The sequence below is a fragment of the Faecalicatena orotica genome (assembly GCF_905197545.1).
GTDB lineage: Bacteria > Bacillota > Clostridia > Lachnospirales > Lachnospiraceae > Faecalicatena_A > Faecalicatena_A orotica.
In genome coordinates, this window is sequence record NZ_CAJJZH010000001.1 from 677,369 (window position 1) to 700,482 (window position 23,114).

Consider the following 23,114-nt stretch of genomic DNA (forward strand, 5'->3'; position numbering starts at 1 on the left):
ATGTACGTAGGAGGATATTATGGGACAGTTCAGAAAGAAATTGATAATTATGGCGGCAGCGGGAGCCCTTGCAGTGTCATCTCTGGCAGGATGCAGCCGTTCTATGGATAATGATGCGGTCGTGGCAGAGGTTGGAAAGGATAAGATCACACTGGGTGTTGCCAATTTTTATGCCAGAATGCAGCAGGCTCAGTATGAGACCTATTATGCGGGTATGATGGGGATGACTGGTGAGGACATGTGGAAGCAGGAGGTTGAGGATGGCAAGACCTACGAAGACGGTATGAAAGAAAGCCTCCTTGAAGCTCTGGAGAACATGTATCTTTTGAACCAGCATGCGGCGGATTATGATATTGAACTGACTGATGATGATAAAAAGGCGATTGATAAGGCAGCTAATCTCTTTGTAGAAGATAACACTCTGGAGGACAAAGAGGCGGTTTCCGGGTATGAGAAGAATGTAAAGAAGTACCTGGAGCTTGCTACCATACAGAGCAGGATGGACCAGCCGATGAAGGAAGGCGTTGACGAAGAGGTGTCTGATGAAGAGGCCGCGCAGAAGAGCATGCAGTATGTTTTGTTCTCTTATAATAAGACAGATGCGGATGGTAATTCAGAGGCCATGACTGATGACGAGAAAGCGGCCCAGAAGCAGAAGGCACAGGAATTTGCAGACAGCTTAAAAGCAGGGGACAATCCGGATATAGGGGCTCTGGCACAGGAAGCAGGACAGGAAGTAAAGACAGCTACATTTGATGCCGATTCCACATCCCCGAATGCAGATCTGGTGAAGGCAGCGGATGCTCTTGAGAATGAAGGGGACGTCACAGACATCGTTGATACGGATTCAGGTATTTATGTGGCAAAAGTGACCAGTTTCCTTGACAGAGAAGCTACCGATGCAAAGAAGGAATCCATTGTGGAAGAGAGAAAGCAGGAGCAGTATGATTCTCTTCTGAAGAAGTGGAGAGAAGACACAGAGATAACAGAACATAAAAATGTTTGGAAGAAAGTCAATTTTGAAAAGCAGGGTGTCACTGTAAAGCAGAGTGAAGACGACTATTCGGATAATGAATAAATAAAATACTTGAAATTGCAGTCTTTGGATGATAGAATACTAATCAGTCCGTGAGGGAGTAATTGGCGCAGGATATGCGTGGTAAGTCAACATACTGACTGGAAAGTCTGGCTTATCTTAATTAATGAGACTCATGTACAGTTTATTTGCTGTACATGTGTCTTTTTTTTGCCCTTTTATTCTAACCCACGTCAGATTCATTACACAGGAGGAAAAAAGAATGGGATTTATAGAATTATTTTTACTGGCAGTAGGATTATCAATGGATGCATTTGCGGTGTCCGTCTGTAAGGGCCTGGCGATGCCCAGGATTACCGTGAAAAAAGTATCTATTGTTGCACTGTGGTTTGGAGGGTTTCAGGCACTTATGCCGCTCATCGGTTACATTCTGGGCGTACAGTTTCAGGATAAAATCACGGCTGTAGACCACTGGATCGCCTTTATCCTGCTTGGAATCATCGGTGTGAACATGGTCAGGGAATCACTCTCGGGGGAATGCGAAAATACAAGTGATTCCCTGGACATAAAAACGATGTTTGTTCTGGCCGTGGCAACCAGTATAGATGCACTGGCGGTGGGAATCACCTTTGCATTTCTCCGTGTGAATATCATCCCCGCCGTATCTTTTATAGGAGTGACTACATTCATCCTGTCAGCCGCCGGAGTAAAGATCGGGAATGTGTTTGGGACAAAATACAAATCAAAAGCAGAGCTCGCAGGAGGAATCATCCTGATCCTTCTGGGGGTGAAGATCCTGCTGGAACATCTGGGGGTCCTGTAAAACGATGGTATTTCCAAATTTTGTTACAGCCTGTATTCTTCTAGAACTTCCCGTGCTACATACAGGGACCTGTCTTCCCGGGTGCGCAGCGTCCACTTGACGAGTATCATCATCCGGTTCTGGATTTCAATACAGGTGATGCACCGGGGGTGTACGCAGCTTCCCGTGTTAAAATAGGGGGCCTGTGAACTGCCAATCATCGGACGGTGTGTATGCCCGGCCACGAGTATCTTATGCTCCTGTATGGCCCAGTCTGTCAATCGTTTCTCCACTTTTTTCTTTTTCGTATAATTTCTTGCCGCACTCGTAGGATCGGACACCCCGATTGCTTCGAGCGGCTTCCAGATATAACGGACGAGCAGCTTTGCCAGAGGGGCGAGTGTGCTGTTTAAAAAGTCTGCCTGATGGCCGTGGATCAGATACAGGTCATTTCCATGCTCTGTATCTTTTAAAATCAGCCCCTGCAGATAGCAGTCACCGGGAAAAAGGGGCGATTCATCGTTCTGGCCGCTTACATGGTAGGTGGAACAGTGCTTCTGGCAATAATGGCAGTGGCGTTTGCTGTGGTCATGGTTGCCGTACAGCAGATAGAGCCTGTTTTCTCTCCGGTATTTTGAAAGCAGCCAGAAGACGTCACTGTGAATATCAATAATCTGGGAAAGCGAACGGTTTTCCCACAATTCATCCCCATCTCCCAATTCCATATAGGTATAATTTTTTTCATAATAATAATTTAGTGCGGCAAAATATACATTCTGGTTTTTCATAAAGTTATCATTGTGATTGCCGACCCCCCTGTGACAGTCGCTCATCAGCACGAAGCGGGACCTGCTGTTTAAGGGGACGACAGGCGCCTGTACAAATGCCCGTGAAATACGCTCATACCAGCTCATTGTCTTTTCCTCCTGTGCTTCTGAAACATTCTGATACAGAGAATCCTCTCAAAAAGGCAGGGATGTGTGTAGTAAAGGTAAAGCAGCCGGTCCACGGTCGTAAAAAAAGGATTGGTGAGCCACAGGAAAAGCTCACAGAAGATATCACCCTGCAGGAGCCTGTATTTTTCCAGAAAGACATCGGGTGCCATGAGCGGAGCTGATTTCGGCCTTGTGAAGTAGAACTGTACTGTATTCTGGTATGTGAGCAGTTCACTGCTTTTGTAGCCGAGGCCGTTCATGGCGCGGGTGAAGGCTGTACACATGTCCGGATTGGGGAATGTTACGGCTGCTTCGAGAATCAGATCCTCTGGGGCGGTGAAAGTACCCATGACAAAGCCGGATACGCGCCATTGTTTTTGTGAAATGGAAAAAAGCGGGCAGTCAGGCCCGGTCAGCCGCAGTTTAACAGGCAGAACCTCATCCTCTGCGGCGGCTGTAAAGACCGTCTGGGGCCGGAGTGCCGGGGGTACGACCGAGTCTGCGTGGTAAATACCGGCTTCCGCGCCTGTATTAATCCCGTACTGTCCCTTACAGAATTCGATCAGCCAGGTTTTCCCATGATAGTTGAAGTATACAGGTTCGCAGTCCAGTATCATGTGCATGGACAATGCATTCAGATCATAAAATTCCCCGTACCCGAACTCTTTCTGCCATGCATCGTCCCTGAAAGTAAAGATATCCTGGACAAATTGATAGGAAAAGCCAAAAGGAACGGCGAGTTCGTTCAGCAGGTCACATTTCCATGCATAAGACATCCGGCCGACTTTCTGGACGGCCTGCTTTTTTCTGTGGTAATACGACAAGAATAAAACAAAAAACAGTACAATTATAATAGGGATAAGGAGATACATACTCAGAGTCCTGAAAAAGTTCTTATTACACTATATGCAGATTCCAGAAAAATGGACTTGAAAAACAAGACGATTCCATTTATAATAGCGAAGTTTAGAGAACCTTTTTTAAGGGAAAGATTTGAAAAGGAGAAGAATGATGGGATACGATTATGGGAAGATATGGGTTGCAGGGGCAGCCGGACGAGTGGGGACCATGATACGCAATATGCTGGATATGCGTGATGTTGAGCTTTTTGAGACGGATATCGAGGACCTGGATATCACCTGTGCCGGAGATGTGAATTTATTCGGAAGCAGGAACCGCCCGAACACAATCATCAACTGTGCGGGTATGACAGATGTACAGGCGTGTGAGGAAAATGTAGAAGAAGCATATAAAGTAAACGCCCTCGGGGCAAGGAACCTGAGTGCGATTGCAAGAAAGATAGACGCGAGAATCATCCAGATATCCACGGACGATATTTTTTGGGATACAAACGAGCAGAGCCACCATGAGTTTGACACACCCAATCCGAGAACAGTATATGGAAAGTCAAAACTTGCAGGCGAGAACTTCGTGAAAGAGCTGGCGCCGAAGCACCTGATCATCCGGAGCTCCTGGGTTTATGGGTCAGAAGGAAGTAACTTTGTAAATTCGATCATTGAGCAGGCTGGGAAAGGAATGCGGATCGAGGCAGCCGTGGATGACTTTGCATGCCCGACAAGTGCGAAGGAACTATCCGGGGTGATCCTGCGCCTGATTCAGGCTGAACAGGAGGGCATTTACCATGCAGTCTGTGCCGGACACTGCAGCAGATACGCTCTGGCACAGGAAATTCTCAGACTGCTTGGGAGAGAAGAAGTAGAACTGGTCCCGATAAAAATGGGCGGAAGACAGCCGGGATTCGAGGGGCCGGAGTATACAGTACTGGACAATATGATGCTTCGGATGTGCGGCATACAGCAGCCGTCAGGATGGAAGGAAGCACTGAGAGAATATGTGGCGGATTATGTTTCCGATTATAGTACAGCTAATGAGAACAAGAGAAAAGAAAGGGGAATGTAGATGAAAGAAACGAAGAGGAAAAAACCAGGACTTACGACACTGATTTTTATCAGCCTCCTGCTAGGGGCTTTTGCGGGAATCGTTCTGCACTACTGGGTCCCGGAGGGATATGTCAGAGATACAGTGATTATAGACGGAATCTTTTATGTAATCGGGAATGGTTTCCTGCGGGCCATGCAGATGCTGGTCGTGCCGCTTGTATTCTGTTCCCTGATCTGCGGAAGCATGGCAATCGGGGACACTAAGACTCTTGGAAAAGTCGGTGTGAAAACCATAGGGTTTTATCTGTTTACCACGGCGGCAGCGATTACGCTGGCACTGGGAATCGGCAATCTGATTAACCCGGGCGTTGGCCTGGACATCAGCAGTATCGAGACGGCAGAGACTTCGGCCGCAGAGACGGCAGGATTTGCAGATACCCTGCTGGATATCATACCGAAGAACCCGATTCAGGGACTTGCGGAAGGCAACATGCTGCAGATTATTTTCTTTGCTATTTTTATTGGGATTCTTCTGGCTAAAAGAGGTGAGAGGGTTGCATCTGTTGCCCAGTTCTTTGCTGAATTTAATGATCTCATGATGGATATGACGATGGCAGTTATGAAAGCCGCACCATTCGGCGTGTTCTGCCTGATTGCAAAGACATTTGCGGGAATTGGTTTCGACGCGTTTATACCGATGCTGAAATATATGGCGGCCGTCTTCCTCGCACTGCTGCTGCAGGGCTTTGGGGTCTACCAGATACTGCTGAAGTTATTTACGGGATTAAACCCGATAAAATTTATCCGCAAATTCCTGCCAGTCATGGGATTCGCGTTTTCCACGGCAACCTCCAATGCGACGATCCCCCTGTCCATCGAAACGCTGGATAAAAAAATGGGGGTATCCAAGAAAATTTCATCTTTCACGGTGCCGCTGGGAGCGACCGTCAATATGGACGGAACCTCCATCATGCAGGGAGTCGCGGTTGTGTTCGTATCACAGGCATTCGGGATCGCACTTTCCCCGGCAGACTATATTACCGTAATCGCCACGGCCACCCTTGCTTCGATAGGAACGGCCGGAGTCCCGAGCGTAGGCCTGATCACACTGTCAATGGTCTTCAATTCCGTAGGGCTTCCGGTAGAAGGGATTGCTCTGATTATGGGAATAGACAGGATTCTCGATATGACAAGAACCGCTGTCAATATAACCGGGGATGCAGTATGCACCACGATCGTTGCCTATCAGAACAAATCCCTGAACCGGGAAGTATTTGACAGAATGGAGTAACCAGATCTTTAGATATATTCCAGCTTTTCGAAGTACTGCATGAGGATGTCCGCACAATTTTCAACGCCGAGCTCTGACGTATCGAGTATCATATGGTAATCGTTCACGTCACCCCATGTCTTGCCGGTATGCTCGTAATAGTATGCGGCACGTTCCTTGTCAGTATGTTCGACCTTTTCCTTCGCCTCTTCATAAGAAAGCGATTCGAGTCCCATGATCCTCTGTATACGGTCTTCTTTATCTGCACAGACAAAAATATTCAGTACATTCAGTTTATCCTTCAGAATATCGGAGGCACAGCGGCCAAGGATGATGCACGGGTTACCAGCCAGTTCACGAATGGCCTCTGCCTCGCTGTCATACATATGGTCGTCTATCTGCTGTTCAATATATGCCTTGTCGTATACAGGGATATCAAGCCTTTCGGAAAGTTCCTTTGCAATCACGCTTGCGCCGGTGCCGAAACGGCGGCTCATTGTAATTACTAATTTCATAATGTATTCCTCCTTCGTGTGTGCCTCTGAGAGTTGCAATACCGTCAGTATTTGAGTTTTATTATAACACCGATGGGGGGAAAAGTGTATGTATATTTTATAAAGAGTGTTTTTATGGTAGTTAATAGTTGTGCGGAGAGGGAAGACTCGTTATAATGAACCTATAGATCGAATAAAAAGGTAAAGGAGGAGCACTATGAAGACTAAGGCAATAAAATTAATGAGAATTATAGTTCTGGTACAGATTATACTCCTATGCCTTTTTATTGAGAGTGACCGCAGGCCGCATAATGTAACAAACCATGTGCAGTCTGAAACAGGCTCCGGCAGTGAGCAGACGGTTCTGGATTCAGGAAACCGTTTGGCTTCGGGCATGCCCGATGTCCTGCCGGCAGCAGAATCAAGAAATGTCTCAAGTATCAGAATGGGCAGACCGGAAGAAGAGTCTGTCCTGATTTTCTTTAATCTTTTTTTAGTTTTCTCAATGCTTTTATTTCTGCCGGATGGAAGAGTGTGGTCTGTCATTCAGTCTGTCAGCATGGCTTTTCAGAGCTATGCCATGCATCAGATACGAATACTCCAGTTAAGGGATGGAAAAAAGAAGGGGTTCTTTTATTCTTAAAATGAAAATAGAATAGGAGGACTTTACTTTGAAAGTAAATAAAAGAAATATATGGATTGTGCTGTGTGTAATTGCAGTATTCCTTTATGCTGCCATTTTCGGGCTGGGCAGTGACTTTAAGGGCGCAAAAGATATGCGTTTCGGGATTGATATCCGGGGCGGTGTAGAGGCTGTTTTCGAGCCGGAAGGTGTGAAAGGGATTCCGTCAGCGGAAGACATGGAGTCCGCCAGAACTGTTATAGAAAACAGGCTGGATGCACAGAATATTCTGGACAGGGAAGTTACGGTTGATAAAGAGCATGGAAATATCATCGTCAGGTTCCCGTGGAAATCGGATGAGAAAGAATTTAATCCGGAGTCTGCAATCGCAGAGCTGGGAGAAACGGCGAGGCTGACTTTCCGTGATCCGCAGGGGAAGGTTCTGGTAGAAGGTCAGCACGTGGCAGACAGTTCCGTTGTAAAAAACCAGCAGACGGGAGCCTATGAGGTATCTCTCCAGTTTGATAAAACAGGGGCCGATGATTTTTATAAGGCAACAAAAGAACTGACAGGGCAGCCAATTGGGATATATATGGATGAAGATATGATCTCCAACCCGGTCGTGCAGGAAGCAATTCAGGGAGGAGAAGCTGTTATCAACGGCATGAAAACTCAGGAGGATGCCAAGGCACTTTCGGAGAAAATCAATGCTGGTGCGCTGCCGTTTTCCCTGAAGACAACCAACTATAATACAATCAGTCCGACTCTGGGAAGCGGTGCATTGAGAGCCATGACAATGGCGGCCGCGACTGCATTTATTCTCGTCTGTATCTTTATGATCCTGTATTACCGGCTTCCGGGATTCATTGCGTGTCTGGCGCTGGTATTCCAGATGAGTCTTCAGGTACTGGCACTTTCGGTTCCGCAGTATACCCTGACTCTTCCCGGGATCGCCGGACTGATTTTGTCCCTGGGAATGGCCGTGGATGCCAATGTCATCATAAGCGAGCGCATCGGTGAGGAAATCCAGAAGGGCAGCAGCCTGAGATCGGCCGTGAGAAAAGGATATAAAAATGCTTTTTCATCGGTGCTGGACGGAAATGTAACAACGGCGGCAGTTGCGGTGATCCTGATGATATTTGGTTCAGGGACGATGCTGAGCTTTGGGTATACCCTGCTGTCAGGGGTACTGATCAATTTAGTAGCTGGTGTCTGGCTGTCAAGGACGATGTTGAGTTCAGTACTCCTTTATCCGAAGTTCCAGAACCAGAAGTTGTTCTATATAAAGAAAGTGAAAAAGCCGATTGATTTTCTCGGCAAAAGAAAGGCCATCTTTCTCTTTACTGCCGCTGTGCTTCTGACGGGCACGGTCATCAGTGCAGTCCGGGGTGTGACACTGGATACCCAGTTTACGGGCGGAGTCATCTTAAAATACACGTGTGACAAGACTCCGGATATCAGTAAGACATCTGCGGCGGTGGAGGCGGTTCTGAGCCGTCCGGTCAGTGCACAGGCAGGAGAAGATTTTGTCTCCGGGCAGAAAAAACTGGTACTTAATCTGGGAGGCAATCAGGGAATCACACCAGAAGAACAGGCGAAGGTACTAAAAACGATACAGGAAACAGAGCCGGATCAGAAATACCAGTCATCCGAGACTTATGCGGTGGAACCGTATATTGGGGCACGCGCACTGAAAAACTCAGTGATCGCCGTCGTCCTTGCTGCATTGTTTATCGTGGTGTACATCAGGATCCGTTTCTCTGCGCTGTCAGGGCTTTCTGCGGGCGTGTCCGGAGTGATCGCCCTGATGCACGATGTGTTTATTGTATTTTTAGTATTTGGTGTGTGCAAAATACCTTTGAACGATGCGTTTGTATCGGTAACTCTGACGATCATTGGATATTCGATCAATGACACCATCGTCCTGTATGACAGGATCAGGGAGCATATGAACACACACACGAAAGAAGGGCTTGTGCCTCTGGTCAACAGAAGTATCACGGAAACACTGGGGCGGTCAGTGAACACAGCATTCACGACAGTGCTCTGTGTGGCAATTGTGCTGGTATTTGCGGTCATCTATAATATAGAATCAATCAAAGTATTTGCACTGCCTATGCTGGTCGGGATGATCAGCGGATGCTATTCATCCATATGCATTGCAAGTGCAGTGTGGGTGACGTGGAAAAATAGGAAGAATCCTTAACTTTTTTTGAAGAAACATTCATAATGTTGCGAAAATTGCAGAAAAATGCTATTATGTCTGGGTACTCTTGTCGATTAAGGGTACGCAGACATTTTTAAACAGATTTCATTTAAAAAGTCTGCCTGTATTTTACACAGTCATATAGAAAGAAGCAGCCGGAAAAAGCGAACTATCGACTTTTCCGGAAACATAAAGACAGGGAAGGGGCGGAACCAATGGGCCAGAATAAAATGAGTGAGAGCGAACGGGAAGCATACAGGCGGGAGCAGGCAAGAAAGCGCCGCAGGATGGAAGAAAAGCAGAGTGCGGGCGGTGCCGACGGCACCCCGAAGAGAAATCCGAACCGGAGCGCCGGAGAAGGTGCAAAGAGAAATCCAAACAGGAGTACGGGCGAAGGCGCTAGGAAAAATCCGAACCGCAGCACCGCGGAAGGGGCAAAAAGGAAACCGAACCGCAGCAGTGCCGGAAGCGGAACAGGCAGGAGTGTGAACAGTGCGAAGAGCGGTCCGGGCAGAGGCGGGAATCCGGCTAAGGGTACACCGGCGGGAAGAAGCCGGAGTAATCCAGGAGGAAAGAAGAGAGCATCTAATAAGGTAAGTAAAGAAGTCGGGATCATTCTCTGTGGAATCCAGTTTGCGGTAACGCTTGTGTTCATCGCGGCCCTGTTTGTGCTGAATATGCTGCCGATGAAGTATCTGGGAATTATCATCGGTGTACTTGTATTTCTCTGGGTCATTCCGCTTGCAAGCCAGTTGATCTCGAAGAAGAAGGCAATTGCGGGTAAGGTTCTCAGTGTGCTGATGTCCATTGTCCTTGTAATGGGTTCCTACTATATATTTAAGACAAACGGAACCGTGAAAGCGATCAGCGGCGGTGACAAAAAGGTAGATAAGATGGTAGTAGCCGTGTTATCAACGGATGCAGCCGAGACAATTGAGGATGCCGCAGGATATGACTTTGGTGTCCAGTATGCCATGAAGGGCGACGATGTAAAAGCCACGGTAGAAAGTATTGATAAGGAAGTCGGCAGCGATATTTCCACAACTGAGTACAAGAGTCTGAATGAGCAGGCGACTGCCCTGCATGACGGAAATGTGCAGGCAATTATCTATAATGATGCCTATACCGCGATTCTGGAAGAGGCGTTCGAAGGATACAGTGACAATGTGAAAATCATTTATTCACATGAGATTACGAGTAAGCTGGAGAATGCAGCGGCAAAAGTTGAAGTGGATAGTGACTGCTTTACCGTTTATATCAGCGGTATTGACGTGTATGGAGCGATTGAGACGAACAGCCGCAGCGACGTGAATATCATCGCAACTGTGAATCCGACAACGCACCAGATCCTTCTGGTTACGACGCCTCGTGACTATTATGTGGAGATTCCGGGAATATCGGGCGGACAGAAGGATAAACTAACTCATGCGGGGATTTATGGAGTGGATGCTTCTATGGCAACTCTGGCCCAGCTTTATGACACAAAGATTGATTTTTATGCAAGGGTGAACTTCACATCTCTTGTCCAGATGGTCGATGCACTGGGTGGTGTCGATGTTGTGTCTGAACAGGGATTCACGACAAGTGAGGATTCAGGACTTGTCATGAATGTGGTACAGGGTGAGAACCACTTTAACGGGCAGCAGGCGCTTGCATTCTCAAGAGAAAGAATGAATGTGGACGGCGGTGACTTCCAGAGGGGAAGAAACCAGCAGGCTGTCATTACTGCAATGATTAAAAAGGCAATCTCACCGGCGATCCTTACCGGTGCAAACGGAATTTTAAGCAGTGTGAGCGGTAATGTGGATACGAATATGTCACAGGCACAGATACAGGAACTGATCAAAAGCCAGCTCTCTGACGGGGCGGCATGGAACATCAAGTCACTGGCCGCAGAGGGAACAGGGGACGATCAGGAATGTTATTCTTCACCGGGAAGTATCCTTTATGTCACACAGCCAAATCTCGATTCTATCAATACGATAAAACAGGCGATTGACGCTGTAGAGAAGGGAGAAATTCTTCCGGATTCAGAGGTTGCCCAGTAAACGGGCGGCCTTTGGAATCTGAAAGATACGGAATAATAAGATATGATGAAACTTTTAAGAAAGTGGGACCTGTCTGTTATATACAAAGTTTTTTTAGTGCTTCTGGATATTTTATTTATCAACGTAAGTTCTTTTCTTGCGTTATGGGTCCGCTTTAACATGCACATCACGGAGATACCGGGTGAATATTATACCTCTGTCTTAGAAGTGGCCGTCGTCAATACTATCGTCACGGTTATTATTTTTGCAATGTTCCGGCTTTATACCAGCCTCTGGAGATTTGCAAGCATCAAGGAACTGGTATATATCATCGAGGCGTGCATGGTGTCGGTACTTTTCAATCTTCTGGCTTATTTCCTGACATACCGGATGATTTACAGAAGTTATTTTCTGCTTTATGGTACGGCGCTGTTCCTGCTTACCTGTGTAAGCCGTTTTTCCTACAGGCTCATGCGCCTTTTGTACCGTGGGAATATCCACGGCAGACATGTGCGCAACACGATGATTATCGGTGCGGGAGAAGCCTGTAATGTAGTGATGAAGGAACTGGAACTGAGCACGGAACTGGATGCCAAGATCTGTTGCGTGATTGATGATAACCCGAGAAAGCAAGGAACATTTATCCACGGAGTAAAAGTGGTCGGCGGCAGAGATGTCATACTGAAGTATGCAGACAAATATGATATTAATGAGATCATCATTGCCATTCCGAGTGCGGACAAACGGGAACGCCAGAAGATTCTGGATATCTGCCAGAAGATACCGGCCTGTGACCTGAAGATCCTGCCCGGTGTTTACCAGCTTGTCAACGGCGAGGTGACGGTCTCAAAGCTTCGTAATGTAGAGATTGAGGACCTGCTCGGAAGAGACCCGATTCAGATAACGACAGAGAAGATTGGCCGTTACGTCTCCGACAAAGTAGTCTTGGTCACAGGCGGAGGCGGAAGCATCGGCAGCGAGCTCTGCCGCCAGATTGCGGCAAACGGGGTAAAACAGCTGATTATATTTGACATCTATGAGAACAATGCCTACGATATCCAGCAGGAACTGAAGTCAAAATATCCGAATCTGGACCTTGTCGTGCTGATCGGCTCTGTCAGAAACGGACGTAAGGTAAACAGCGTCTTTGAAAAATACCGCCCGGATATCGTCTACCATGCTGCGGCGCACAAACATGTGCCTCTGATGGAGGACAGCCCGAATGAAGCGATTAAGAATAATGTATTCGGCACCTATAAAGTAGCACTGGCATCCGACAGGTACGGAGTTGAGAAGTTCGTCCTGATCTCTACAGACAAAGCGGTCAATCCGACAAACATCATGGGAGCGTCCAAGAGAATGTGCGAGATGATCATACAGGTGTTTAACTCCCGTTCGAAAACAGAGTTCGTTGCAGTACGGTTTGGAAATGTTCTGGGAAGCAACGGCAGCGTGATTCCTCTGTTCAAGAAGCAGATTGAGGCGGGCGGCCCGGTCACGGTCACACATCCAGATATTATCCGGTACTTTATGACGATTCCGGAAGCCGTATCTTTAGTTCTGCAGGCAGGCGCGAGTGCAAAGGGTGGAGAAATCTTTGTGCTGGATATGGGGCAGCCAGTCAAGATCGTTGATCTGGCGAAAAACCTGATCCGTCTTTCGGGATACACTTTGGGGACGGATATTGAGATTAAATATACGGGTCTTCGTCCCGGCGAGAAACTTTATGAAGAACTGCTGATGGCAGAGGAAGGTCTGGAAAGCACAGAGAACGAGAAGATCCATATCGGGAAACCGATTGATTTTGACGAAGAGGAATTTCTCAGGGATCTTGAAGATCTTTACAGAGAAGCCTATGCGGAAACCGATCAGATGAAACGGATCGTGCATAAAATCGTTCCGACTTATCATTTACGGGAAGCAGATATCATCCGGGACCAGCAGATACAGGCAGGCTGGAAAAAGGAATTTACAGATACGAGGTCAAAGCTTCCAAGTGCGTTTTTAAGCCGCAGCGCAGCTGACTCAGATGTGCAGCCGGAAGAAACGGAAACAGGGAATTAAGAAAGAAGGAAAAAACGATGAGGGTACCATTTTCACCACCGGATATTACAGAAGAGGAAATCGCAGAAGTGGCAGATACACTGAGGAGCGGCTGGATTACGACCGGCCCGAGGACAAAAGAGTTTGAACGGAAGATCGCGTCTTACTGCCGGACTCAGAGGGCAGTCTGCCTGAATTCTGCCACTGCGTGTCTGGAGATGACTCTCAGAGTGATGGGGATCGGACCCGGAGATGAGGTGATCACGACTGCATATACGTATTCAGCTACATGCAGCAGCATCTGCCACGCGGGGGCGACCCCCGTTCTGGTAGATACACTGCCGGGCAGATATGAGATGGACCCGCAGAAGGTGCGGGAGGCCGTAACAGAGCGCACAAAGGCAATCATCTGTGTCGATCTGGCAGGGATCATATATGACAGTTATGATGAAATCTTTCAGATTGTTGAAGAGAAAAAGGCATTGTTCCATCCTTCCTGCGAAAGACAGGAGGCGCTTGGCCGAATCCTTGTCATGTCAGATGCGGCCCACGCTTTCGGTGCGGAGGCGGACGGAAGAATGTGCGGCCAGATTGCAGATTTCACCTGCTTTTCTTTCCATGCAGTGAAGAACCTGACAACCGCGGAAGGCGGGGCAGTGACGTGGTCTGAGACAGTGACAGCTGCAGGAATAGACAGTGAGGAACTGTATCAGGAATATATGCTCTTATCCCTGCACGGCCAGTCGAAAGACGCACTTGCCAAGACACAGGCGGGGGCATGGGAGTACGATATTGTCGCTCCATACTTTAAATGCAATATGACGGATATCATGGCTGCCATAGGGCTTGTCCAGATTAAACGGTATCCGAATATACTGAAGCGAAGAAGAGAGCTGATCAGGCAGTATGACGAAGCTCTGAAAGGCTGCCCGGTCAGCCTCCTGAACCACTATGGGGAGTCCCATAAGTCCAGCGGACACCTATATCTGGTACGTGTGCTTGACAAATCACGTAAAGAATGTAACAATATGATTACAAAAATGGCTGAGGCGGAGATTGCGACGAATGTCCATTATAAGCCATTGCCATTACTGACGGCATATAAGAATATGGGATTTGATATCAAAGACTTCCCAAATGCATATGCCCAGTTTGAAAATGAAATCACACTGCCACTGCATACATGCCTCACAGATGAGCAGCTGCAGTTTACAGCGGAGACATTCCGCAGCCTTTTAAAGTAATATAAGGTAATAAGGCGTAACTGGCTTGTACCATGAACAGTTACAATCAAGAAAAACAGGAGTTAATAATTATGATGCCACAATGGAACCAGTTGCCGGAGTCCATGCGCAATGGACATGTGAAACCATATTATGAAAGATTAGTGAGGAAGAAATCCAGCCTGTGTCTGAAACGCATGGTGGATTTCTTTCTTGCACTTGTTTTAACAGTTGTCTTGTCACCGGTCATGGCAGGGCTTGCGGTATGGATAAAATTAGACAGCAGGGGGCCTGTTTTTTACAGACAGGAAAGGATAACACGATATGGGAAACCATATCGTATTTTCAAGTTCAGGACTATGGTTACAGATGCTGATAAAAAGGGGCCATTGGTTACAAAAAAGCAGGATGACCGGATCACAAGGGCGGGAAAGATGCTACGAAAGTGCCGGCTGGATGAGCTTCCTCAGCTTTTTAACGTGCTGGCCGGGGATATGTCATTTGTCGGGACCAGGCCGGAAGTGAAAAAGTATGTGGACCGGTACTCAGAGGAAATGATGGCGACACTGCTGCTTCCCGCCGGTATTACTTCAAGAACAAGCATTCTGTTCAAGGATGAAGATGAGAAGATGGAAAAATACCAGCTGGAGACCGGAAAAACAGTTGACGATGTTTATGTAGAACATATCCTGCCGGTGAAGATGAAGTATAATCTACAGTACCTGAAGAAATTCAGCGTCTGGGGAGATTTTAAGATTATGATAGATACGGTTCTGGCTGTGATTAGATAGAGAGGGGCAGATAAAGGATGAAAAAAATAGCAGTGATTACGATGGGTGTCAGACTAAACGGGGAAAAAGGGTATACACGATTCCGTTATCTCTGTGATTTCCTGACAGATGCAGGCTATCAGGTTGATTTGATAACGACGACTTTTCAGCACTGGGAGAAGGCACAGCGTGATATAGAGAAGATTAAGAACGAAGACTATAAATTCGGAATCAAGTTCATCTACGAACCCGGATATAAGAAAAATGTTGACTTAAAGCGGATACAAAGCCATAAGACTGCGGCAAAGAATCTGACGGAACTACTCGAGAAGGAGGGCGGCTATGACCTGCTGTATGCAGAGATACCACCAAATGACGTGGCGCTTGCAGCGGCAGAATATGCAAAGAGAAAAGGGATTCCTTTTGTGGCTGACGTTAACGACCTGTGGCCGGAGGCGATGCGCATGGTGCTGGATATCCCGGTAATCAGCCCGATTCTGTTCTATCCACTCCAGAGAGATGCGGAAAAGGTGTATTCACTGGTATCCGGTGTGATTGGTACTTCAGACGAGTACAGAGACCGGCCGTTCCAGAACCAGAACAGGTCCGTACCAAAGGCGACAGTATATGTAGGAAATGAAATTGCTGTATTTGACAAAGGTGCGCAGGACAATGATGAAGTCGTGGTAAAGCTGGATGGTGAGTTCTGGGTAACTTATGCGGGAACAATCGGGACAAGCTATGACATTCGAACGATGGTACTGGCTGGCGAAGAACTGGCGAAGAGAGGCCATAAAGATATCTACATTAAGATTCTGGGCGGCGGTCCCATGAAAGAGGAGCTGGAAATGCTGGCGAATGACCGGCAGATATATAACGTGGAATTTGTAGGGTACGCCCCATATGATAAGATGGCGGCATACCTTAAGAAGTCCGATATTCTGGTGAACTCATTTGTGCGCAAAGCACCCCAGAGTATTGTTACAAAAATAGGAGACTATCTGGCTGCGGGCAAAGCTATGATCAATACATGCATGAGTCCGGAATTCCGCAATAAGGTAGAAAAGGACGGATTTGGTATAAACATAGAGCCAGAGGATGTCAACATTCTGGCGGATGCCATTGAAAAATTATATGAAAACGAAGACCAGCGCCTTGAGATGGGCAAAAAAGCCAGACAGATTGCGGAAGAGCAGTTTGACAGGCCTAAGGCATACCGGAAGATTGAAGAACTGATCAGGGGACTGGTTAAAAAATAGGATACAAAGAGGTACATCTATGGATAAAACAGAGGTAAAAAGCCCTTTTTTTACAATCGTCATGCCTGCTTATGGTGTGGAGAAATATATTGACCGTGCAATCACCAGTATACAGGAGCAGACATTCGGTGACTGGGAGATTCTGGTCGTGGATGACTGTACGAAGGATAAGAGTGGAGAGATCGCAGAAAGGTATGCATCTGAAGATTCGCGCATCCGGGTGATCCACCATGAAGTGAACCAGGGGTTAAGCCCGGCGCGGAATACAGGGACACAGGCCGCTTCCGGAAAATATATCTGGTATATGGACCCGGATGACTATGCAGACGCAGACCTGCTGGAACAGGTATATGCATCAATTGAGCGGAATCCCGCCCAGGCGGTGCTGTTTGGACATGTAGAAGAGTATTACGACAAAAAAGGTGTTCTGCAGTATACCCATTCTATCTGCCCGTTAGAGCATTACTATAAGACGGCCGCGGAGTTCAGGCCCTGTGTGATAGAACTGGAACAGCAGACTCTGTATGGGTATGCATGGAACAAATTTTATCTGCTTGATTATATCCGTGAGATGAAGCTGGAATTTGAAAATATAAAATTAATCGAGGATATCACGTTTAACGTCAAGTATTTCATGGATGTGGAGACTGTAAACATATTGCCGGTGACACCATACCATTACGGAAAACGAATGGAAGCAAATCTGACGAATAAGTTTGTGCCGGATTACTTTAAACTGCACAGACAGCGGATCGAGATGCTGTTTGACCAATTTTCTTACTGGGAGATCTGTACAGAAGAAATTCGCAGTATCCTTGGAAGCCTGTATGCAAGATATATCCTATCCGCCTTGGAAAGAAACTGCGATAAAAGGTCCGGCATGAATCACGCTCTGCGGTACAAGTGGTGCAGGGCCGTGTTTGCCCAGGGACTGTTTAATGAACTTATACCCGTGGCAAGGGCAAAAGAAAGTCTGGCACTTCGGATCGCTCTGGTATTATTCCGGTATAGAAGGGCAATGCTCTGTTTAATGATGGGACGGGGGATATATATTGTGCGGAAGTTTTTGCCTATGGTTTATTCGAAGGTGAAATCGGGGCGGTAAAATAAAACTATACAGGAGATATAAAATGGAACAACGTAACAAAAGATGGTTCAAAGGAGCCATACAGTCGATATGTAGAAACAAATATATATGGATTGCATTTACTATAGCATTTTTGCCGAGACTTTTTTTTGCGCTTCAGTCTGACCCTGTATCAATTGGCGGGGATGAGATTTTTGCGATGGGACCTGCAGCGAAGCTGATGGGGTATGACTGGAGTGGGGTTATGCAGAACTACCGGTACTATGGGTATGGGTACACTATGCTGTTGATTCCTTTTTTTCAGTTGTTCCATAATCCGGTATTATTATATCGTATGATAGTCTTACTAATGGCTGTGGCACAGAGTGCTAGTGCGCCTATTGCATATCATTTGATGAAAAAATATCTGAATGTGGAGAATGAGAAGATATTGTGTGTTTCTTCTATATGTTGTTCTTATCTGGTAGCAGTAAGAGCGGTTTATACATACCCGGAATTTATATATGTTCTGGTTATGTGGCTGTTGGCTTGGGTATTGTTGCGATTGAATACCCGTGCAGATGACAGAAAGAAAAAGATTGCATACACGGTTCTCCTTGTTTTGATACTGTTCTATGCATCAACGGTACATTCTCGTGCAACGGCTGTATGGATTGCAGTGGTATTTGGAATTGTTTATTATGGATGGGTGTATCGGAAATCTTTAGTATCGATTCCAGTTTGCCTTATTATGGGGGCTGTGGGATTTGTGGTAAGTCAAAAGGGAATAGAGGCTGTATTAGCATATTTTGTGAACGCATCCAGTTCCGATGTGTCTAACACAGGAGTTTCATTCTCAATGGGATATTTGTTGGAGGATGTAAAATCATGGCCAGCCTGGGTGAATATTATTATAGGGCAATTGAACGAAGCTATTATTGTAACCGGAGGATTGGCAGTGTTTGCAGTTGTTGCTATTCTGATTCTTTTATGGAAAGGTCTAAGAAGAGCAAATAATGAAATGGCAGTGGTTCAGAAACTGAGCCCATATGTTTTGATTGGAAGCGTATTCTTAGCTGCTGTACTTGTTACAATTGGCGGACAGTCGATCAGCTGGCTTGGCGGAGTGACAAATGCAATGTTTTATGGGGGCGATCCAGATGCATATCGGGCAGTGACTTATTTTCGCTATTATGCCGCATATGTTGGTCCTTTGTTAATGATTGGAATATCCTTTTTTTATCATAAAAGAGAAACAATTGGTAAATTATATCCGGTTGTCTGCGTAATTACAGGCTTGCTTCAGGGATATTGGGTTCTGTGTATCTTACCTTATATTAGTGATTTTAATGGGAGCTGCTGGGATTTTGCACCATTTTCATTAACCAGAGGGTTTGTAGATGAGATTAGGCTTCGTACCTATCTGCCGGCTACATTTTTAGTATTTCTGGTACTAATCATCAGTTATATATTATACAGAAAAAACAAAACACAGCTAATACTCGGAGTACTATGTGTTATATTGATCTATTCTTATTGCTATAACGCGGTGTATCATGAGGGATACCGCGGACAAAAAAATTATTCTTATGTAGACGACAGTGTGCAGCTTCTTAAAAATTTAGAAAAAGAAGGAATATTACCTGATAAAATATATGTTGAGGATGCGAGTGTGGATGGGACAGGACAGCAGACTAAATACCTGTACCAGTTTTGTATGCTGGAAAAACCAGTCGTTTCTGAAGCGCCGCCGGAAAAGAAAACGGTAGCTGTCTTTTTGTGCCAGAGTCCAGAAGTGTGGTCAGAACTTATAGATGACGGATATGTATATGGTAAAATAGCAGAACATGAATACATTTATGTGATTGGAGAGCAGCTAAAGGAAAAGATAGAAGAAACTGGTATAACATTATCAGCTGTTTATTAAGGGTGGAAATTCGTACGGAAGTATGTTATATTATTTAAGAGCATGTCGAATTTTGCAAAAAAAACAAATGAAGAACGGAGAATTTGAAATGAAGATAGCAGTTGCTGGTACCGGGTATGTGGGTCTTGTTACAGGGGTATGTCTGGCTAGTAAAGGCCATGATGTTACATGTGTAGACATTGATAAAGATAAGGTAGAGATTATGCAAAAGGGAGTCTCTCCTATTTATGAACCCGGACTGTCAGAATTAATGACGGAGAGTTTAGCACATCTTACGTTTACGACAGATTATCAAGGGGCATATCGTGATGCCGAAGTGATTTTTATAGGAGTAGGTACTCCGGAAAAGCAGGACGGCTCAGCAAATCTCTCCTATGTATATAAAGTAGCTAAGCAGATCGCAGAAAGTGTGGAGCGGGACTGCGTAGTCGTTGTCAAGTCAACAGTGCCTATCGGTACGAATGATAAGATTGAGGCTTATATTCATGACAAGCAGAAAAATGATGTGAAGATTTATGTGGCATCTAATCCAGAATTCCTTTCTCAGGGAACTGCCGTTAAAGATACCCTGCACGCTTCCAGAATTGTGATTGGTGTAGAGGATAAAGTGCCCGGGGAAATTCTAAAAAATGTATACGATGGATTCGAGGCACCAAAGCTTGTTGTAAAGAGACGTAGTGCAGAGATGATAAAATATGCATCTAATGATTTTCTTGCGTTAAAGATATCTTATGTTAATGAGATTGCTAATTTGTGTGAGATTGTCGGTGCTGATATCGAAGAAGTAACAGATGGCATGGGATATGATGCCAGAATCGGCAATAAGTTTTTAAGTTCAGGTATTGGATATGGCGGTTCCTGTTTTCCAAAAGACACGAAGGCCTTGAACTGGCTGGCTAATTTTAACGATAATGAAATCAGGACAATCCGTGCAGCCATTGAGGTGAATGAAAATCAGAAGTTTAAATTGATAAAAAAGGCGAAAAAGTACTACGACGATTTTCTGTTTTTGAATGTTGCTGTGTTGGGATGTACATTCAAACCGGGAACAGATGATTTGAGGGAGGCAGCTTCACTGGTGAATGTTCCATTGTTAATGGAAGATGGTGCACATGTGCGTGTATGGGATCCGGTCGGTATGGAGAACTTTAAAAAGCACTTCCCGGAAAAAATCCAGTACTGCAAGACAATAGAAGAAGCTATAACAGGGGCTGATCTGTGTCTGATCCTGACAGAGTGGGATGAAGTGAAGCAGTTTGATGTACAGAAGTATGAAGAACTGATGAATAAAGCGATTGTACTGGATGGCAGAAACTGTTATACATTAGAACAGATGAAGAATACAAAAGTAATTTATGATTCCATAGGCAGAAGTGCTGTGAATCAGGACTTACTTAAAAAATAAAGGAAACACGAGGGAGAAACTATGAAACTTATTATTCAGATTCCATGTTATAATGAAGCGGCAACATTAGAAGTTGCATTAAATGACCTGCCGAAGCATATTGACGGTGTTGATGTAATAGAATATCTGATTATCAATGATGGAAGTACAGATAATACTGTAGAGGTCGCTAAAAATTGGGGCGTGAACTATGTTGTTAATTTCAGGAATAATAAGGGACTTGCCAGAGGATTTATGGCAGGTCTCGATGCATGTTTAAGGAATGGTGCAGATATTATTGTTAATACGGATGCAGACAATCAGTATTGCGGTGCGGATATCGAAAAATTGATTCAGCCGATTCTGCGTGGGGAAGCAGGAATGGTAGTAGGGGAACGTCCTATTGATGAAACGGAACACTTTTCACCGCTTAAGAAACAGTTACAGCACTTAGGCAGCTGGGTTGTAAGAAAAGCATCAAAAACAGATATACCGGATGCTCCCAGTGGGTTTAGAGCGTATAGCAGACATACAGCTATGAGGCTGAATGTCATTAATGAGTATACATATACATTAGAAACAATTGTACAGGCTGGAAGGCAAAAGATGGCAGTTACATCTGTGCCGATTCGGACGAATGCTGAACTGAGACCGTCAAGGCTTTTTAGCAGTATGTTCGGTTATGTGAAGAAGTCTATGCTTACAATTGGACGTGCTCTGATGATGTATAAGCCGTTGTATTGTTTTACGTGTATTGCGGCAGTGTTTGGAATTGCCGGGCTTGCATTGGGAATACGGTTTATTGTTTATCTGTGCATGGGGGCTGGGACTGGACATATACAGTCTTTGATACTGGCAAGTATGTTAATCATTATTGCTGTACTTTGTGGTGTTATTGGATTACTTGGTGATGTTATTTCGGCTAACAGAAAATTGTTAGAGGAGATACAATTTGAGTTGAGAAAGATGGATTACGGAGTGGGGCACGAAGAAGAGAAAGAGAAAAATAAGGATGTCTATAGATAAAAAGAGTACAACAATAAACATAGAATATTTAGATGCTCTAAGAGTGCTAGCTTTGTTTGCAATGATGCTCTTACATATATCATCTTCTTATATGAAGTTTAGTTCATTGGGAAGTATTACTTGGGTAATAGCTTTAATGTTTAATAGTAGTGTACGGTGGTGTGTACCTATTTTTATCATGATAAGTGGTTGCCTATTTCTTAGAAAAGAAAAAGAAGTATCGGTATCAATAATGTTGAAAAAATATGTATTACATATTTTAAAGGTATTTTCAATTTGGTCAGCAATATATGCGATAGGTAACTTTATTGTATCTGGACAAAGTTTTAACTATTCTAGTTTTAAAGAATTAGTAATTACATGGGTAAGAGGACATTATCATCTTTGGTTTCTTTATGTAATAGCTGGGTTGTATATTATAGTACCCATTTTGAAATTGATTACCGCAAATAGAAAAATCTGTAGTTATTTGTTAGTTATAGGAATTATTTTTTCTAGCATTTTGCCAACAGTATTAAACGTAATTCAAGGTGGTGTGTTTGTAGAAGAAGGAATGGCAGGTCTAAATATTTTGTTTGGTAAAAATGGAGGATTTTTAGTATATTTTCTTATGGGGTTTCAAGTCCATAGTACTCAGTTCAAAAAAAATATAAGATTGGGACTTTATTCTTTGGGCGTATTGGGTTTAGTAGCAACTTTCGAAAGAACTTATCATCTATCAATGACGTCAGGAACACTTATACAAGATTTTTTATCATATCCTTTTCTAAATTGTCTTTTGATTTCTTGCGCTATTTATGTTTTTGTTAGACAATTTGTGGAAAAAAAGGGGATTGGGTTGAAAAGTAAAAAAATATTAAGAAAGCTAAGTATAAATTCATTTGGAATGTATTTGATTCATGCATTGGTTATAGCTATTTTAGAAAAAGGTGGATGGATGTTAATTAACATACCAAGCATTATAATGATTATCATAACCACAGCAATAGTATTTATAATTAGTTTTGTAATCATAGAGATTATGAATAAAATACATTTCGTTCATAGTCTACTTTTATAAAAGTGGTTATTAAAATTTGAGAAAGAGAGGCTATGGAGTTAATTTCATAGATAATATACAAGG

Annotated in this window: 19 protein-coding genes; 16 read left to right on the forward strand and 3 right to left on the reverse strand. The window is 44.8% G+C overall.

Annotated features, from left to right (window positions below; translation table 11 throughout):
• Positions 1–19: 19 nt before the first annotated feature.
• Complete coding sequence (locus ABIN22_RS02945; protein ID WP_118618992.1) at positions 20–1,078, forward strand: peptidylprolyl isomerase; 1,059 nt, start codon at positions 20–22, stop codon at positions 1,076–1,078.
• A 220-nt stretch (positions 1,079–1,298) separates the two neighbouring features.
• Positions 1,299–1,859 (forward strand): manganese efflux pump MntP, encoded by a 561-nt coding sequence (locus ABIN22_RS02950; protein ID WP_109729389.1) that lies wholly within the window; start codon positions 1,299–1,301, stop codon positions 1,857–1,859.
• Between the two features lie 23 nt (positions 1,860–1,882).
• On the opposite strand, the gene ABIN22_RS02955 is transcribed toward ABIN22_RS02950, so the two are convergent.
• Both ABIN22_RS02955 and ABIN22_RS02960 read right to left on the reverse strand, forming a co-directional pair.
• Positions 1,883–2,752 carry a metallophosphoesterase gene (locus ABIN22_RS02955; RefSeq protein ID WP_109729388.1) on the reverse strand — a complete coding sequence of 290 codons (870 nt, stop codon included), beginning with the start codon at positions 2,750–2,752 and terminating at the stop codon, positions 1,883–1,885.
• The gene (locus ABIN22_RS02960) at positions 2,749–3,549 is read right to left on the reverse strand and encodes a DUF4474 domain-containing protein (protein WP_346906453.1); all 801 of its coding nucleotides are present in this window, start codon (positions 3,547–3,549) and stop codon (positions 2,749–2,751) included. The genes ABIN22_RS02955 and ABIN22_RS02960 overlap by 4 nt, the downstream gene beginning before the upstream one ends.
• 232 nt (positions 3,550–3,781) lie before the next feature.
• On the opposite strand from ABIN22_RS02960, the gene rfbD reads away from it, so the two are divergent.
• Positions 3,782–4,693: a dTDP-4-dehydrorhamnose reductase gene (rfbD, locus tag ABIN22_RS02965; RefSeq protein ID WP_346906455.1), complete on the forward strand. Its 912-nt coding sequence runs from the start codon at positions 3,782–3,784 to the stop codon at positions 4,691–4,693.
• Positions 4,694–5,965, forward strand: a complete 1,272-nt coding sequence (locus ABIN22_RS02970; RefSeq protein ID WP_346906457.1) for a dicarboxylate/amino acid:cation symporter — start codon at positions 4,694–4,696, stop codon at positions 5,963–5,965.
• Positions 5,966–5,973: 8 nt separating this feature from the next.
• Here the strand turns inward: ABIN22_RS02970 and ABIN22_RS02975 are convergent, their stop codons facing one another.
• Positions 5,974–6,459, reverse strand: a complete 486-nt coding sequence (locus ABIN22_RS02975) for a cytidylate kinase-like family protein (protein ID WP_109729384.1) — start codon at positions 6,457–6,459, stop codon at positions 5,974–5,976.
• Between the two features lie 196 nt (positions 6,460–6,655).
• Here ABIN22_RS02975 and ABIN22_RS02980 point away from each other — a divergent pair, with 196 nt between their 5' ends.
• The 12 genes from ABIN22_RS02980 to ABIN22_RS03035 all read left to right on the forward strand — a co-directional run bounded on the left by ABIN22_RS02980 (position 6,656) and on the right by ABIN22_RS03035 (position 23,051).
• Positions 6,656–7,081 (forward strand): hypothetical protein, encoded by a 426-nt coding sequence (locus tag ABIN22_RS02980; protein WP_346906459.1) that lies wholly within the window; start codon positions 6,656–6,658, stop codon positions 7,079–7,081.
• A 28-nt stretch (positions 7,082–7,109) separates the two neighbouring features.
• Entirely contained in the window at positions 7,110–9,266 is a 2,157-nt protein-coding gene (secD, locus tag ABIN22_RS02985) for a protein translocase subunit SecD (RefSeq protein ID WP_346906461.1), read from the forward strand.
• 230 nt (positions 9,267–9,496) lie between these two features.
• Positions 9,497–11,314 (forward strand): LCP family glycopolymer transferase, encoded by a 1,818-nt coding sequence (locus tag ABIN22_RS02990; protein ID WP_346906463.1) that lies wholly within the window; start codon positions 9,497–9,499, stop codon positions 11,312–11,314.
• A gap of 45 nt (positions 11,315–11,359) precedes the next feature.
• Positions 11,360–13,357, forward strand: a complete 1,998-nt coding sequence (locus ABIN22_RS02995) for a polysaccharide biosynthesis protein (RefSeq protein WP_347559296.1) — start codon at positions 11,360–11,362, stop codon at positions 13,355–13,357.
• A gap of 17 nt (positions 13,358–13,374) precedes the next feature.
• Positions 13,375–14,580, forward strand: coding sequence for a DegT/DnrJ/EryC1/StrS family aminotransferase (locus tag ABIN22_RS03000; protein WP_346906465.1), 1,206 nt, complete (start codon positions 13,375–13,377; stop codon positions 14,578–14,580).
• Between the two features lie 71 nt (positions 14,581–14,651).
• Complete coding sequence (locus tag ABIN22_RS03005) at positions 14,652–15,350, forward strand: sugar transferase (RefSeq protein WP_430517189.1); 699 nt, start codon at positions 14,652–14,654, stop codon at positions 15,348–15,350.
• Between the two features lie 17 nt (positions 15,351–15,367).
• Positions 15,368–16,588 carry a glycosyltransferase family 4 protein gene (locus ABIN22_RS03010; RefSeq protein WP_346906467.1) on the forward strand — a complete coding sequence of 407 codons (1,221 nt, stop codon included), beginning with the start codon at positions 15,368–15,370 and terminating at the stop codon, positions 16,586–16,588.
• 19 nt (positions 16,589–16,607) lie between these two features.
• Positions 16,608–17,693 carry a glycosyltransferase family 2 protein gene (locus ABIN22_RS03015; RefSeq protein WP_346906469.1) on the forward strand — a complete coding sequence of 362 codons (1,086 nt, stop codon included), beginning with the start codon at positions 16,608–16,610 and terminating at the stop codon, positions 17,691–17,693.
• 376 nt (positions 17,694–18,069) lie between these two features.
• Positions 18,070–19,581 carry a hypothetical protein gene (locus ABIN22_RS03020; protein ID WP_346906471.1) on the forward strand — a complete coding sequence of 504 codons (1,512 nt, stop codon included), beginning with the start codon at positions 18,070–18,072 and terminating at the stop codon, positions 19,579–19,581.
• A gap of 88 nt (positions 19,582–19,669) precedes the next feature.
• A complete protein-coding gene (locus ABIN22_RS03025) occupies positions 19,670–20,986 on the forward strand; it encodes a UDP-glucose dehydrogenase family protein (protein WP_346906473.1) in 1,317 nt (438 codons plus the stop codon).
• Between the two features lie 21 nt (positions 20,987–21,007).
• Positions 21,008–21,991: a glycosyltransferase family 2 protein gene (locus tag ABIN22_RS03030; protein WP_346906475.1), complete on the forward strand. Its 984-nt coding sequence runs from the start codon at positions 21,008–21,010 to the stop codon at positions 21,989–21,991.
• Positions 21,978–23,051 (forward strand): acyltransferase, encoded by a 1,074-nt coding sequence (locus ABIN22_RS03035; protein ID WP_346906477.1) that lies wholly within the window; start codon positions 21,978–21,980, stop codon positions 23,049–23,051. Before ABIN22_RS03030 ends, ABIN22_RS03035 begins: the two co-directional genes overlap by 14 nt.
• The last annotated feature ends 63 nt before the right edge of the window (positions 23,052–23,114 follow it).

Bases quoted from the DNA above. Each gene is read 5' to 3' on its own strand.
- ABIN22_RS02970 (WP_346906457.1), top strand. From the start codon at position 4,694: ATGAAAGAAACGAAGAGGAAAAAACCAGGACTTACGACACTGATTTTT.
- ABIN22_RS03035 (WP_346906477.1), top strand. From the start codon at position 21,978: ATGTCTATAGATAAAAAGAGTACAACAATAAACATAGAATATTTAGAT.
- ABIN22_RS02950 (WP_109729389.1), top strand. From the start codon at position 1,299: ATGGGATTTATAGAATTATTTTTACTGGCAGTAGGATTATCAATGGAT.
- ABIN22_RS02975 (WP_109729384.1), bottom strand. From the start codon at position 6,459: ATGAAATTAGTAATTACAATGAGCCGCCGTTTCGGCACCGGCGCAAGC.
- ABIN22_RS03015 (WP_346906469.1), top strand. From the start codon at position 16,608: ATGGATAAAACAGAGGTAAAAAGCCCTTTTTTTACAATCGTCATGCCT.
- ABIN22_RS03030 (WP_346906475.1), top strand. From the start codon at position 21,008: ATGAAACTTATTATTCAGATTCCATGTTATAATGAAGCGGCAACATTA.
- ABIN22_RS03010 (WP_346906467.1), top strand. From the start codon at position 15,368: ATGAAAAAAATAGCAGTGATTACGATGGGTGTCAGACTAAACGGGGAA.
- ABIN22_RS02955 (WP_109729388.1), bottom strand. From the start codon at position 2,752: ATGAGCTGGTATGAGCGTATTTCACGGGCATTTGTACAGGCGCCTGTC.
- ABIN22_RS02990 (WP_346906463.1), top strand. From the start codon at position 9,497: ATGAGTGAGAGCGAACGGGAAGCATACAGGCGGGAGCAGGCAAGAAAG.
- ABIN22_RS02960 (WP_346906453.1), bottom strand. From the start codon at position 3,549: ATGTCTTATGCATGGAAATGTGACCTGCTGAACGAACTCGCCGTTCCT.
- ABIN22_RS03005 (WP_430517189.1), top strand. From the start codon at position 14,652: ATGATGCCACAATGGAACCAGTTGCCGGAGTCCATGCGCAATGGACAT.
- ABIN22_RS03020 (WP_346906471.1), top strand. From the start codon at position 18,070: ATGAAAAAATATCTGAATGTGGAGAATGAGAAGATATTGTGTGTTTCT.
- ABIN22_RS02945 (WP_118618992.1), top strand. From the start codon at position 20: ATGGGACAGTTCAGAAAGAAATTGATAATTATGGCGGCAGCGGGAGCC.
- ABIN22_RS03025 (WP_346906473.1), top strand. From the start codon at position 19,670: ATGAAGATAGCAGTTGCTGGTACCGGGTATGTGGGTCTTGTTACAGGG.
- ABIN22_RS03000 (WP_346906465.1), top strand. From the start codon at position 13,375: ATGAGGGTACCATTTTCACCACCGGATATTACAGAAGAGGAAATCGCA.
- ABIN22_RS02980 (WP_346906459.1), top strand. From the start codon at position 6,656: ATGAAGACTAAGGCAATAAAATTAATGAGAATTATAGTTCTGGTACAG.
- ABIN22_RS02995 (WP_347559296.1), top strand. From the start codon at position 11,360: ATGAAACTTTTAAGAAAGTGGGACCTGTCTGTTATATACAAAGTTTTT.
- rfbD (WP_346906455.1), top strand. From the start codon at position 3,782: ATGATGGGATACGATTATGGGAAGATATGGGTTGCAGGGGCAGCCGGA.